At 72.1% G+C, this 13,814-nt stretch carries 10 protein-coding genes; 6 read left to right on the top strand and 4 right to left on the bottom strand.

The features are described from left to right. Positions 1-64 precede the first annotated feature (64 nt). The 3 genes from ACIRJP_RS37155 to ACIRJP_RS37145 all read right to left on the bottom strand — a co-directional run bounded on the left by ACIRJP_RS37155 (position 65) and on the right by ACIRJP_RS37145 (position 6,315). Positions 65-3,781, bottom strand: a complete 3,717-nt coding sequence (locus ACIRJP_RS37155) for a hydantoinase B/oxoprolinase family protein (RefSeq protein WP_404184335.1) — start codon at positions 3,779-3,781, stop codon at positions 65-67. Positions 3,782-4,284: 503 nt separating this feature from the next. Next, positions 4,285-5,703: a HEAT repeat domain-containing protein gene (locus ACIRJP_RS37150; protein WP_404184332.1), complete on the bottom strand. Its 1,419-nt coding sequence runs from the start codon at positions 5,701-5,703 to the stop codon at positions 4,285-4,287. Positions 5,704-5,907: 204 nt separating this feature from the next. Further along, on the bottom strand, positions 5,908-6,315 hold the full coding sequence (locus tag ACIRJP_RS37145) for an ankyrin repeat domain-containing protein (protein WP_404184329.1): 408 nt from the start codon (positions 6,313-6,315) through the stop codon (positions 5,908-5,910). A 314-nt stretch (positions 6,316-6,629) separates the two neighbouring features. Here ACIRJP_RS37145 and ACIRJP_RS37140 point away from each other — a divergent pair, with 314 nt between their 5' ends. Beyond that, complete coding sequence (locus tag ACIRJP_RS37140) at positions 6,630-6,824, top strand: hypothetical protein (protein ID WP_018103962.1); 195 nt, start codon at positions 6,630-6,632, stop codon at positions 6,822-6,824. Positions 6,825-6,859: 35 nt separating this feature from the next. Further along, the gene (locus ACIRJP_RS37135) at positions 6,860-8,482 is read left to right on the top strand and encodes a hypothetical protein (protein WP_404184326.1); all 1,623 of its coding nucleotides are present in this window, start codon (positions 6,860-6,862) and stop codon (positions 8,480-8,482) included. A 52-nt stretch (positions 8,483-8,534) separates the two neighbouring features. On the opposite strand, the gene ACIRJP_RS37130 is transcribed toward ACIRJP_RS37135, so the two are convergent. Continuing rightward, on the bottom strand, positions 8,535-10,034 hold the full coding sequence (locus ACIRJP_RS37130; RefSeq protein ID WP_404184323.1) for a PLP-dependent aminotransferase family protein: 1,500 nt from the start codon (positions 10,032-10,034) through the stop codon (positions 8,535-8,537). Between the two features lie 101 nt (positions 10,035-10,135). Here ACIRJP_RS37130 and ACIRJP_RS37125 point away from each other — a divergent pair, with 101 nt between their 5' ends. The 4 genes from ACIRJP_RS37125 (at position 10,136) to ACIRJP_RS37110 (ending at position 13,701) form a co-directional block, all read left to right on the top strand. Next, a complete protein-coding gene (locus ACIRJP_RS37125) occupies positions 10,136-10,870 on the top strand; it encodes a YitT family protein (RefSeq protein ID WP_404184320.1) in 735 nt (244 codons plus the stop codon). After that, the gene (locus ACIRJP_RS37120; RefSeq protein ID WP_383725143.1) at positions 10,867-11,631 is read left to right on the top strand and encodes a glycerophosphodiester phosphodiesterase; all 765 of its coding nucleotides are present in this window, start codon (positions 10,867-10,869) and stop codon (positions 11,629-11,631) included. Before ACIRJP_RS37125 ends, ACIRJP_RS37120 begins: the two co-directional genes overlap by 4 nt. Positions 11,632-11,677: 46 nt before the next feature. Then, complete coding sequence (locus ACIRJP_RS37115) at positions 11,678-13,051, top strand: MFS transporter (RefSeq protein WP_404184315.1); 1,374 nt, start codon at positions 11,678-11,680, stop codon at positions 13,049-13,051. A 275-nt stretch (positions 13,052-13,326) separates the two neighbouring features. Beyond that, the gene (locus tag ACIRJP_RS37110; RefSeq protein WP_007262928.1) at positions 13,327-13,701 is read left to right on the top strand and encodes an RNA polymerase-binding protein RbpA; all 375 of its coding nucleotides are present in this window, start codon (positions 13,327-13,329) and stop codon (positions 13,699-13,701) included. Positions 13,702-13,814: the final 113 nt, after the last annotated feature.

The raw sequence follows: 13,814 nt of genomic DNA, 5'->3' as shown, positions 1-13,814 counted from the left end.
TCGGACCGACAACGGTCGAAACGGCGCAGAAGCGACCCCTGCCCGGGGCCGGCCGGCAGCGGTGTCAGGGCCGTTTCCCGCCGTCTCCTCCGGTGCTCTCGCCGCCGTTCTCTCCGCCGTGTTCCGCACCCTGTCTTCCGCCGCGCTCCGCTCCGTGGTCGCGGCCCGGTCGCGGGGTTCCGTAGCCTCCGCCGCCAGGTGTACGCAGCACCAGAACGTCCCCCGGTGCCAGCTCGGCCGTGTCGCAGCCGCGCAGCACGGTGACCGCCCGGTCGCCCGGGTGCTCGATGTGCTGGTCGCCCCGTGCGCCGGGTCCGCCGCCCGCCATGCCGTACGGCCGGACACGGCGGTGGCCGGAGAGCAGCGCCACGGTGACGGGCTCCAGGAAGCGGATGCGCCGCTCCACGCCGCGGCCGCCGTGCCAGCGCCCGTCGCCGCCGCTGCCCTCACGGACCCGGAAGCTCTCCAGCAGGACGGGGTAGCGCCATTCGAGGACTTCGGGGTCGGTGAGGCGGGAGTTGGTCATGTGGGTCTGTACGGCGTCGGCGCCGTCGAAGCCGTCGCCCGCGCCGGAGCCGCTCGCCACGGTCTCGTAGTACTGGACGCGTTCGTTGCCGAAGGTGAGGTTGTTCATGGTGCCCGAGCCCTCGGCCTGGATGCCGAGGGCCGCGTACAGGGCGCCGGTGACGGCCTGGGACGTCTCCACGTTCCCCGCGACGGTGGCCGCCGGGTGGACAGGCGCCAGCATGGAGCCTTGCGGGATCCGGACCTCCACGGGTTTGAGGCAGCCGCTGTTGAGGGGGATGTCGTCGTCGACCAGGGTCCGGAAGACATAGAGCACGGCCGCCATGACCACGGATTTCGGCGCGTTGAAGTTGCCCGGCTGCTGCGGTGAGGTGCCGGTGAAGTCGACGACCGCGCCGCGGGCGGCCCGGTCCACGGTGAGGGCGACCTCGATGACCGCGCCGTTGTCGGTCTCGTAGCGGTAGGAGCCGTCGTGCAGTGCGGCGATGATCCGGCGGACGGACTCCTCGGCGTTGTCCTGTACGTGCCGCATGTACGCGGCGACGGCATCGGGCCCGAACTGTTCGGTCATGCGGCGGAGTTCGGCGATGCCCTTCTCGTTCGCGGCGATCTGGGCGCGCAGGTCGGCGAGGTTGGCCTCCGGGTCGCGCGAGGGGTACGCGGCGGTGGTGAGCAGTTCGCGCGTCTCGTCCTCGCGGAACCTGCCGTCGCGCACCAGCAGCCAGTTGTCGAACAGCACCCCCTCCTCGTGGATGGTGCGGCTGAAGGCGGGCATGGAGCCGGGGGTGATGCCGCCGATCTCGGCGTGGTGTCCACGTGAGGCCACGAGGAAGCGCAGCTCCGGCCGCTCGCCGTCGGCCCCTCCGAACACGGGTGTCACCACGGTCACGTCGGGCAGGTGGGTTCCCCCGTGGTACGGATCGTTGATGGCGTACACGTCGCCGGGCCGCAGCGCCTCACCGTTGCGCCGCAGCACCTCCTTGATGGACTCCCCCATCGAGCCGAGGTGGACGGGGATGTGCGGGGCGTTGGCGATCAGATCGCCGTCCGCGTCGAAGAGCGCGCAGGAGAAGTCGAGCCGCTCCTTGATGTTGACGGAGTGGGCCGTGTTCTCCAGGCGCACGCCCATCTGCTCGGCGATCGACATGAAGAGGTTGTTGAAGACCTCCAGCATGACGGGGTCGACCCGGGTGCCGACGGCGGTACGGTCCGGGCGCGGGCGGACCCTGGTGAGCAGCAGATGGCCGGTGCCGTGGAGCGTGGCCTGCCAGCCCGGATCGACGACGGTGGTGGCGTCCGCCTCTGCGATCACGGCGGGGCCGGTCACGGTGTCGGCGGTGCGGAGGTCCTCGCGGCGGTGGAGCGGGGTGTCCTGCCATCGGCCGTCGGCGAACATCCGCACGGTGTCGTGCGGTCGGGGCCGGGTTCCCGGGCGGGGATCCCGGCCGGCCGGGCGGGGCCGGTGCCGGCCCGCCGTTCCGGTCGCCTCGACCGACACCGCCTCGACAACCAGGGGCTTGTCCATGGTGAACGCGTAGCGCGCCCGGTGCTCGGCGGTGAACGCCTCGGCCATGGCGGGTGCGGTGTCCAGGTCGACGGGCAGGCTGGAGTCCGTATCGGCGTAGCGCAGCAGTACCCGGGCACGGGTGCTGATCACGGTGTCGGGTACGGCGTCGGCACGCAGTTCGGCGCGGGTCCGGGCGGCCAGTTCGTCACAGAGTCCGCCGATCGCGGTCCGGGTCGCCTCGTTCAGCTCCGCCTCCACCGACTGCTCGCGCATCGCGGTGGCGTCGGCGAGGCCGATCCCGTACGCGGACAGCACACCCGCCAACGGCGGTACGAGAACCGTGTCGATGCCCAGCGAGTCGGCGACGGCGCAGACATGCTGGCCACCGGCGCCGCCGAAGCCGGTCAAGGCGTAGCGGGTGATGTCGTGCCCGCGCTGCACGGAGATCTTCTTGACCGCGTTCGCCATGTTGAGCACGGCGATCTCCAGGAAGCCGGCGGCGGTCTCGGCGGCCGTGCGCCGGGTTCCGGTGGCGCGTGCGACGTCCTCGGCGAGCGCGTCGAAGCGCTTGCGGACCAGGTCCGCGTCGAGCGGGAGGTCGCCGTCCGGTCCGAACACGGCCGGGAAGTGCGCGGGCTGGATCCGGCCGAGCATCACATTGGCATCGGTGACGGTCAGCGGACCGCCGCGGCGGTAGCAGGCGGGGCCGGGCGTCGCGCCCGCCGAGTCGGGGCCGACCCGGTAGCGCCGGCCGTCGAAGTGCAGCACGGAGCCGCCGCCGGCCGCGACGGTGTGGATGCTCATCATCGGGGCACGCATCCGTACCCCGGCGACCTGGGTACCGAGTTCGCGCTCGAACTCGCCCGCGTAGTGCGAGACGTCGGTGGACGTGCCACCCATGTCGAAGCCGATGACCCGCCCGAATCCGGCCTGTTCGGAGGTGCGGGCCATGCCGACCACACCACCTGCGGGGCCGGAGAGCACCGCGTCCTTGCCCCGGAAGTGGGAGGCCTCGCGCAGCCCGCCGTTGGACTGCATGAACATCAGCCGGATGCCGTCGAGTTCACCGGCGACCTCGTCGACGTACCGGCGCAGGATCGGCGAGAGGTAGGCGTCGACGACGGTGGTGTCGCCGCGTGGCACCAGTTTGATCAGCGGACTCACCTCGTGCGAGCAGCTGACCTGGGTGAAGCCCGCCTCGCGGGCCGCGTCGGCCACGGCGCTCTCGTGTCCGGGGTGGCGGTAGCCGTGCATCAGGACGACGGCCGCGCTGCGCAGTCCCTCGGCGTGGGCCGCCCTCAGCCGCTCGGCGACCGCTGCCCGGTCCAGCGGGGTGACGACCCGGCCGCGGGCGTCGATCCGCTCGGGGACCTCGATCACCCGCTCGTAGACGGCCTCGGGCAGCAGGATGCGGCGATCGAAGAGGCGCGGCCGGTTCTGGTACGCGATGCGCAGCGCGTCCCGGAAGCCCTCCGTGATGACCAGGACGGTCGGCTCGCCGTGCCGCTCCAGCAGTGCGTTGGTGGCGACGGTGGTGCCGATCCGCACCGCTGCGACCCGGTCGGCGGGGACCGGGTCGGTGGGGCCGAGGCCGAGCAGTGCCCGGATTCCGGCCACGGCGGCGTCGCGGTAGCGGTCCGGGTCGTGGGAGAGCAGCTTGCGGGTGACCAGATGCCCGTCCGGGTCCCGGCCCACGACATCGGTGAACGTCCCGCCACGGTCGATCCAGAACTCCCAGCGTCCGGTCATCCCTCCATACTGGCCCGCGGCGCGGACAGCGGACCAGAGGGCACGGCCGGCTGCGGCTGTACGGCGACGCGCTCCGCAGGGCTTCCTCGGCGCGGTGGGCGGTGAGGGCGGTGGTCGGTCGCCTGCCCGGAAGCGCGACCAGGACCTGGAGGTATCCGGGCAGGGGGATTCGGCGTCGAACGGGCCGTCCGGGCGGGACCTGGTCGTCGCGACGGCCGGGGCCGGGGCCATGACGAGCGGTTCGTGGCCGCGGGCGACGAGGTGACGGGACGTCTGCAGGGTGCAGTGGGCCACGCCGCCGGCATCGGGCGGGAGGGATTCGGTGACGATGACGACACGCATGTCCGTGTTGTCGCGCGCCGGACCTGACCGGGCCGGGCTTGGATCTTTCCGCCGGGGAACGTCCCATGAGCGCTTGAACCGGGCGCGTCCGAGCCTTTGGGCCGAGACCCGCTCGTTCGCGCCGCGCGCCCCCCCGACGCGCGTCGCTGTGCGTGACCCGGTCAGGCCGCGGGGGTGTCGGGCCCGATCCGGCTGCGTACCGCCGTCTGCACCTCGGCCTCCTCGGCCGGGTCCGCGGCGAGGCGGCGGAGCCGCTCCGCGACCCTGATGTCCCCGGTCTCCGCGTGGAGTGCGGCCACCTCGCGGGTGGTCTCCTCGCAGTCCCACAGGCATTCGACGGCGAATCCGGTGGCGAAGGAGGGGTCGGTGGCGGCCAGTGCGCGGGCCGCCCGGCCGCGCAGGTGCGAGGAGGACGTCTCCCGGTAGATGTGCCGCAGTACGGGTGCGGCACATCCGATGCCGAGCCGTCCCGCGCCGTCGACGAGGGTCCACAGCCGTGGTGCGTCCGGTCCGTCGCCCCGTACGGCCGCGCGCAGTGCGCCGAGGACCAGTGAGGCGTCCTGGGCGCCGCCCCGGCAGGCGAGCACACCGGCCGCGGACGCGCCGAGCGCGTCGGGCCGCCGGGCCCAGCTCCGGGCGCGTTCCACCGCCGCGTCGCCGCACATCCGCTCGAAGGCGGAGACGGACGCGTCGGCGACGGTGCGCGAGGCGCTGACCGCTCCGGCCTCGATCAGGTCGAGCACGGCCGGGTCCCTGGCCTCCGCGAGATAGTGCAGGGCGGCGCAGCGTGCGCCGTCGGGGCCGCTGCGGGCGGCCTCGACGATCGTGGGCCGGTCCTCGGGGGCCGCGACGGCGGTGAGGCAGCGGGCGGCCGGCACATGGAGGGTGCTGCCGCGTTCGAGCCCCTGCTGGGCCCAGTCGAAGACCGCCTGGACGCTCCAGCCCGGACGGGGGCCGCCGGGGCGCATCTGGCGCTGCCAGCGGTCGAACGAGCCCTGCTCCGAGGCGGCTCGGACCCTGGCGCCGATCTCGTCGCGCGGGTCCTCCGCCCAGAGCCGCCAGGGGCGGGGCTCGTAGGCGTCCCGCACGGTGGCGGCCAGTTCGGCCGCGCCCTCCTCGGTGGCCGGGAACCGGCCGAGCACGGGTACGGCGAGGGCACGGAGTCCGGCGTCGTCGTCGCGCAGGGCGAGTTCATCCAGGGCCCAGGCCCAGTTGGCGCCGGTCGCGGCGTACCGCCGCAGCAGGGCCAGGGCGTCGCCGCGTCCGTACGAGGCGAGGTGGCCGAGCACGGCCAGGGCCAGCCCGGTACGCGAGTCGTCGGTGTCGAGGTGGTCGTCGGGATCGCACAGGTGCCGCTCGATCTCCTCGATGCCGCCGTCGAGGTCGAGGTAGAGGCGTGCGTAGTAGAGGGAGCGGTTCTCCACCTGCCAGTCGTGACGCGGATCGCTCAGGACGCAGTGGTTGAGAGCCGCCAGGGCCTCGGGGCGTGATGCGGCGAGCGCGTGGAGCGTGCCGTCGCCGCGGCCCCTCTGCAGCAGGCCGAGCAGGGTACCGCTCGGCGCTATGAACGGATCAAACATGGAAAAAGCCTCACATCAAGCTGTCGACGCAACCGGGACTGTGCAGTTCCAAGTGCCGGGTGGGCACTACGCCGCGCAGCAACATGATCGGCCGACCGCCGTCTTCTGCTTGGTGTAGACCATCTTCCTCTGCCTCTCGTCGGTGGCCCGGAGCCGGGCCCGCGACGTCATGATGACCCAGCCATTTCGCCACCGCGACCACATTTACGGCGTACCCGGTCGGCGGGAACCGAAGAGTTCCAGCAGGTCGGCCTTGCCGAACATGCGGGCCGTGTCCAGGGCGGAGGGTGTTCCGGCGGCCGGATCGGCCCCGGCGGAGAGCAGCGCCTCGATCACCGCGTCCTCGCCCTTGAAGACGGCCCCGGCGAGCGGCGTCTGCCCGCGGTCGTTGGCCCGGTCCGGGTCGGCGCCCCGGACGACGAGGGCCGTGACGGCGGCGGCGTGGCCGTGGTAGGCGGCGAGCATCAGCAGCGAATCGCCCCGGTCGTTGGTGAGGTTCGCGGGGACGCCCGCGTCGACGTACGCGGCGAGCGCGTCGGTCTCACCCCGGCGAGCGAGGTCGAAGACCTTCGTCGCCAGCTCGACCACCTCGGGATCGGGTGTTTCGCTCATCGGACGGACCGCCTTCCATCAATCGGTTTCACCGCTGTCGACCTGCCGGGACGTACGCCGTGGGGGCCGTACGAGTGAATCGACAGGGTACTGCCCGACCGGGCACATGACCCGGCCCACCCGTGGCAAAGGATCACGAATGGTGCGCCGGAACAGTACGCGACATCGATTGTTCCGCCGCACCGGGATCACCCTGGCGGCCATTCAAGTGAAAATAACGACTTTTCACTCAAATGCAGCTTTTATCGTATAGATACTTCCGGTGAACCTGGAAGGACTCATGGTGACTGTCCCCCCAACCAGGAGAACCACTCATGATCCTGTCCATGTCAGGCGTCGTCATCCTCGGCATCATCGTCTTCCTGTTCTTCAGGAAGGACGGCCTCAAGGCCTCACACGCCCTCGTCACTGCCCTGTTCGGCTTCTATCTGGCAGGGACCGCCATCGCACCGAGCATCACGGCGGGCGGCGCGAGTCTCGCCGGCCTCCTGGGCGGGATCAAGTTCTGACCGTCCGCGACCGTTCCCACCCCCAGGAGACCGACGTGGCCCGGCGACCACTCCCCCGCATTCTGAGCAGCGGCAGCGCCTCGATCACTCGCAGTCGCGAGTTCGCGCGCACGGCCGCCGACAACGCCACGGACGTCCTCCATCCGCTGATCACGATCACCCGTGGTCTGCGGGTGCTGGCCGCGGCCGGACGGCAGAAGTGGGCCGCGACGCCCAAGGACAAGCGTGGCCCCACGCTGTTCGTCGTCGCGGCCTGCGTCTTCGCGTTCGCGCTCATGCCGTACGGGGGCCTGATCGCCCTGGTCACGGTGATGGGCGCGGCAGCCTGGGCGGGGCGCGAGCGGACCCCGGTGAAGAGCGGTCCCGGCGAGGCGGAGACCGCGCGGCTGCGGTCCCTGTACGAGGCGCTCGTGCCGTACTTCTCGGTGGCCGACGACCCCGGTCCGCTGTTCTCCCACGGCGGTGACTGGGAGAAGGCCTTCAGCGGCTACGAGTTCGACACCGACGGGCGGCTGACCCGTCTCCAGGTGACGTACCCCGCGTACTTCACCGACAGCGAGGCCGACTCCCGGGCCAGGATCGAGCGGCTGCTGCACGCCAAGTCCGGCCGCGGCCGCGAGTACCGCTTCGCCTGGGACGAGGAGGCCAACCGGCTCGTCATGAGCGTCCTCGGCGCCCTGCCCACCTCGATCGGCGCCCAGCGCTTCGTCACCGCCCCCGGCGAGACCGTACTTGGCTTCACGGACGGCGACGCGGTGCAGCGCACCGTTCCGGTGCACGACGGCGACGCCACCCGCGACGCCCCGCCGGTCGTCTGGCGGACCGGCGCCCGCTCCACCGAGCCGCATCTCCTGGTGGTCGGGCAGCCCGGCAGCGGCACCACGACCCTGCTGCGCTCCATCGCCCTCCAGGCGCTCCAGCACGGCGACATCCTAATCGTCGAAGGCAGCGGGACCGGCGAGTACGCGTTTCTGGCCGGGCGCGACGGCGTCCTGGCCGTGGAGTGCGGGCTCGCCGGCGCTCTGGCGACGCTGGAGTGGGCGGCCCACGAGACGGAACGCCGACTGAGCGCCGCGAACCGGGCCCGGCAGTCCGGCCACCCCGCGCCCGACGACACCCGGCGCCCGCTCTGGATCCTGCTGGACCGCCCCGGCGCCCTCGCCCACCTGGCCGTCGCCGGCGGCGGGCCCGATCCCCTGGAGCTGCTCCAGGTGCCGCTGCGGCACGGCAGGGCGGCCAACGTGACCGTCGTGCTGTCCGATCAGTTCGACGGCCTGGACGCCCTCGGCGAGACCGTACGAACGCACTGCCGGGCCCGGGTGGCGCTCGGCCACTGCTCCCGCGAGCAGGTGGAGTCGGTGCTCGGGACCGAGCCGCACACCACCCCGGCCCCCGATGTCCCGCCCGGCCGCGGCTACGCGCGGCTCGGCACCGGTCCGGTGCTCCGGCTCCAGGTCCCGGCCACGCCCGATCCGTACGACGAGGCGACCGGCGAGGCGGAGCGGCAGGCGGTCCTCGGGCTGCTCCCCGAACGGCAGGCACCCGTCGAGGCGGCCGTACCGGCCGAGACGGCCGCGCCGACCGGGACGAACGTCCCTGAGCCGGCGCTGCCGCGCGGCGTGGCCGTGGCCGTCGACGGCATGGCGGTCACCGACTGAGGGGATCCGCCCGAGGGGTGGCGGGGCGGCCACCCTTCACCCGCTTCCCGGGTCAGGCGACGAACGTACGCGGCGTCTCGGCCCCCACGCCCGCTCCCGACCCGACCAGTTGCGCCGCCGCCGCGAGCCGTACCGCAGCCTCGTCCGCGACCGGCCCCGCGACCGTGAACGGCAGCCGTACGTACCCCTCGAAGGCACCGTCGACCCCGAACCGGGGACCGGACGGAACGCGGACCCCGACCCGCTCCCCGGCCACCGCCAGCCGGGAGCCTGAGAGGCCGCCGGTCCGCACCCAGAGCGTCAGGCCGCCGTCCGGGACCGAGAAGTCCCAGTCGGGCAGCTCCCGGCGGACCGCGGTGACGAGCGCGTCCCGGTTCTCCCTCGCCTGTCCGCGCCGGACCTGCACGGCCTCCTCCCAGCCGCCGGTGCGCAACAGCCAGTTCAGGGCGAGCTGTTCCAGGACAGGGGTGCCCATGTCGGCGTAGGCGCGGGCGGCCACCAGGCTGCGGATCACGTCCGGGGCGGCGCGCACCCAGCCGATCCGCATGCCCGCCCAGAATGCCTTGCTCGCCGATCCGACCGTGATCACGGTGGAGCCCGCGGGATCGAAGGCGCAGACCCGTCGGGGCATCCGCACATCGGGGTCGAGGCAGAGCTCGGTCATGGTCTCGTCGACGACCAGGACCGTACCGGCGGAGCGGGCCGCGTCCACGAGGTCACGCCGCCGGTCCTCGTCGGCCAGCGCGCCGGTGGGGTTGTGGAAGTCGGCGACCACATAAGCGAGCCGCGGCGCCGCGTCCCGCAGCACCTGCCGCCACCGGTTCATGTCCCAGCCGCCGAGCCCCTCCTCCATCGCCACCGGCACCAGCCGGGCGCCCGCCTCCCGCATCAGCTGCAGGATGTTGGCGTAACTCGGGGACTCCACCGCGATCCGCTCGCCCCGGCCCGCGAAGAGGTGGCAGATCGCGTCGATCGCCCCCATCGCGCCGGTGGTGACCATGATCTGTTCGGGCATGGTCGGGATCCCGCGCCGGGTGTAGCGGTCCGCGATCATCTGCCGCAGCGCGGGCAGCCCGGCCGGGTAGTCGCCGTGGGTGTGGGCGTACGGAGCGAGCTCCTCGATGGCGCCCTGGAACGCCCGGGTCAGCCACGGCTCGGGGGCGGGCAGCGAGGCACAGCCCAGGTCGATCATCGAACCGAGGGCCTCCGGGGGCAGCGGTTCCAGTCCGCGCGCCGGCAGCGTGTTCCCGGCGGGCACGGCGGTCCAGCTGCCGGCTCCCCGCCGGGACTCCAGGAACCCCTCGGTCCGCAGCGCCTCGTAGGCGGCGGCGACGGTGGTGCGGCTGACGGAGAGGGCGAGCGCCAGTTCGCGTTCGGCTGGGAGCCTGGCGGCGACGGGCACCCGGCCTTCGAGGACGAGCAGACGGATCCCGTCGGCCAGCGCGCGATAGGCGGGCGGCTTGCGGGTGCCCGGTCCGGCGGGCCGGGGCTGCTGGGCCCGGAGCTGCCGGGCGAGCTGGGCCGCGCCCACTGCCGAAGTCCACTGAGCCATGGAAATCAGTCCACCTTCCTCGGATTGGCCATAGTTGGCAGCCAATCCCCTGCCACAGAGTGACACGCATCAGTCCACTACCACCACACCAGGGGGCACCTTTGTCCATCACAGCCGTCCCTCGCGGGGCGCACCTCACCCGTCGGCTGATCCAGCTGTACGTCGGTCTCGCGCTGTACGGGACAAGTGCGGCGCTGCTGGTCCGGGCCGGTCTGGGGCTCGAACCCTGGGGCGTGCTGCATCAGGGGCTCGCCGAGCGCACCGGCCTGTCCATCGGGGTCGTCTCGATCATCGTCGGCGCGGCCGTGCTGCTGCTGTGGATCCCGATCAGGCAGCGTCCGGGCCTGGGCACCGTCTCCAATGTCTTCGTCGTGGGCATAGCCATGGACGGCTCGCTGGCGCTGGTGCCCGACGTGCACGGCCTCGCCGCGCAGATCGCCGTGATGGCCGCGGGGGTCGTGGTCAACGGCGTCGCCACGGGGCTGTACATCGCGGCACGGTTCGGCCCCGGCCCTCGTGACGGGCTCATGACCGGGCTGCACCGGCTGACCGGCCGCTCGATCCGGCTGGTGCGGACGCTGCTGGAGGTGGCGGTCGTGGTGACCGGCTTCCTGCTCGGTGGCACCCTCGGCGCGGGCACGGTCGTGTACGCCCTGGCCATCGGCCCGCTCGCCCAGTTCTTCCTGCGCTTCTTCGCGGTCGGCGCGGAGACCGGGGCCGACGGGGGCGGCGCCGGGAAGGGCGAGGCCCGCGGGGAGGCCGTCGCATCCGCGCCGGACGACGGCGACGGTGCCGTCACCGCCCGGACACCGGAGCAGGCCATACTTCCGGAGTGACCTCAGTACGCCACCCCTATCTGGACCATCCCGCGACGATCCCCTTCGCCCATCGCGGCGGCGCGGCGGACGGGATCGAGAACACCACGGCCGCTTTCCGCCGGGCGGCCGACGCCGGGTACCGCTACTTCGAGACCGATGTGCACACCACGTCGGACGGCCGTCTGGTGGCCTTCCACGACTCCACCCTGGACCGGGTGACGGATGCCCGCGGCCGGATAGCCGAACTGCCGTGGAGCGAGGTGCGGCGGGCCAGGGTGGCGGGCCGGGAGCCGCTGCCGCTCTTCGAGGAACTCCTGGAGACCTTCCCCGGGGCCCGCTGGAACGTCGACATCAAGGCCGGGACCGCTCTGGCCCCGCTGATCGAACTTATCCGCCGGACGAACGCCTGGGACCGAGTGTGCGTCGGCTCCTTCTCGGAGGCCCGGGTCGCCAGGGCCCACCGGCTGGCGGGCCCCCGGCTCGCCACCTCCTACGGCGTCCGGGGGGTGCTGGGCCTGCGGCTGCGCTCGTACGGAATACCGGCGGCGCTGCGGGCCGGCGCGGTATGCGCGCAGGTGCCGGAGAGCCAGAACGGCGTCCGGGTGGTCGACCGGCGCTTCGTGCGAGAGGCGCACTCACGCGGGCTCCAGGTGCACGTCTGGACCGTGAACGAACCCGAGCGGATGGCCGCGCTCCTCGACCTCGGCGTGGATGGCATCATGACCGATCACATCGAGACGCTGCGCACGGTGCTGAGCGGACGGGGAGCCTGGGCCTGACACCGGCCGTGCGACGTCTTCACGGGGAGAGACGAGGGGGTGCGGGTTGAGCGCCGAGACCGCGGAAACCGCTGGACCGACGGAACCGACAGCGGATGCCGCCGAGGCCGCGAGCCGCAGACGTGAACAACACGGCTGGTATTTCTACGACTTCGCCTGCTCCGTCTACTCGACGAGCGTCCTGACGGTCTTCATCGGCCCCTATCTCACCTCGATAGCCAAGGCGGCCGCCGACGCCGACGGCTTCGTGCACCCGCTCGGCATTCCGGTCCGCGCCGGGTCGCTGTTCGCCTACGCGGTCTCGGTGTCCGTCGTGGTCGCGGTGATCATGATGCCGATCGTGGGCGCCGCCGCTGACCGTACGGGGCGCAAGAAGCCGCTGCTGGCGGCCGCCGCCTACACAGGAGCCGTCGCGACCGCCGGCATGTTCTTCCTGGACGGCCACCGCTATCTGCTGGGCGCCTTCCTCCTGATCGTGGCGAACGCCGCGATCTCGGTGTCGATGGTGCTCTACAACGCGTATCTGCCGCAGATCGCCGGACCGGAGGAGCGGGACACGGTCTCCTCGCGCGGCTGGGCCTTCGGATACACCTCGGGTGCGCTCGTCCTGGTCCTGAACCTGGTCCTGTACACGGGCCACGACTCCTTCGGCCTGTCCGAGTCCGACTCGGTGCGGATCTGCCTCGCGTCGGCGGGCCTGTGGTGGGGTGCCTTCACGATCGTGCCGCTGCGCAGGCTGCGCGACCGGCAGGTGGCGCCGGGCGGCGAGGGTGCGGTCGGTTCGGGGTGGCGGCAGCTGATGGCCACCCTGCGCGACATGCGCCGCCATCCGCTGACGCTCTCCTTCCTGCTGGCGTACCTAATCTACAACGACGGCGTGCAGACGGTGATCTCCCAGGCCTCGGTGTACGGCTCGGAGGAGCTGGACCTCGATCAGACGACCCTGATCACGGCGGTGCTGCTGGTGCAGGTGCTCGCGGTGGCCGGAGCGCTGGGGATGGGCCAGCTGGCCCGGTCGTACGGCGCGAAGCGCACGATCCTCGGCTCGCTCGTCGTCTGGACGCTGATTCTCGTCACCGGTTACTTCCTCCCCGCCGGGGCGCCGGTCTACTTCTATGCGCTGGCGTCGGCGATCGGCCTGGTCCTGGGCGGCAGCCAGGCACTGTCGCGCTCGCTGTTCTCCCATCTGGTGCCGCGCGGCAAGGAGGCCGAGTACTTCTCCGCGTACGAGATGAGCGACCGCGGACTGAGCTGGCTGGGGCCATTGGTGTTCGGACTCGCGTACCAGCTGACCGGCAGCTACCGGGATGCGATCATCTCGTTGGTGATCTTCTTCGTGGTCGGTTCCGTGCTGCTCGCGAGGGTGCCGGTACGGCGGGCCGTGGCGGCCGCCGGCAATCCCGTTCCGGAACGGATTTAGACGTTGAAGTCAAAGGCCGGTAGTGTACGCCTTTGGCCTGCCCGGAGGACCGTTACTGCGAGCGGAAGACACCGAACTGTTGGGTGACAACTTTCGTCAGATGTGACAAACCGGGCATCGCTGGGTACTTGAAACCCTGGGAAACCTGAAAAAGCAGCGGCACGACGGGCGACGCATGACCGGCAACGGGAATCTTTACCGCCGACCGGACGTTGACCGGATGACGACGACAGCGACACCTGTCCTGTGGGCGACAAGCCCGGGAGGCACGATTCATGAGTGAGCGAGCTCTCCGCGGCACGCGACTCGTGGTTACCAGCTACGAGACGGACCGCGGCATCGATCTGGCCCCGCGCCAGGCGGTGGAGTACGCATGCCAGAACGGACATCGATTTGAGATGCCGTTCTCGGTAGAGGCGGAAATTCCGCCGGAGTGGGAGTGCAAGGCGTGTGGCGCCATGGCACTCCTGGTGGACGGGGATGGCCCCGAGGAGAAGAAGGGCAAGCCTGCGCGTACGCACTGGGACATGCTCATGGAGCGGCGCACACGCGAGGAGCTGGAAGAAGTGCTCGCCGAGAGGCTTGCGGTTCTGCGCTCCGGAGCCATGAACATCGCCGTACACCCGCGGGACAGCAGGAAGTCTGCCTGACCGCGTAACACCTCGGTACGACAGAGCCGCGGGGGGGGGGGGGGGCGGGGGGGGGGGGCCCCCGCCCCGGGGGGGGGGGGGCCCCCCCCGGCCGGGGGGGGGGGGGGGGCGGG

Source organism: Streptomyces sp. NPDC102437, from assembly GCF_044765565.1.
GTDB lineage: Bacteria > Actinomycetota > Actinomycetes > Streptomycetales > Streptomycetaceae > Streptomyces.
Note: the sequence above shows the minus strand (reverse complement) of the source record. Positions and strands in the feature narration are given on the sequence as shown.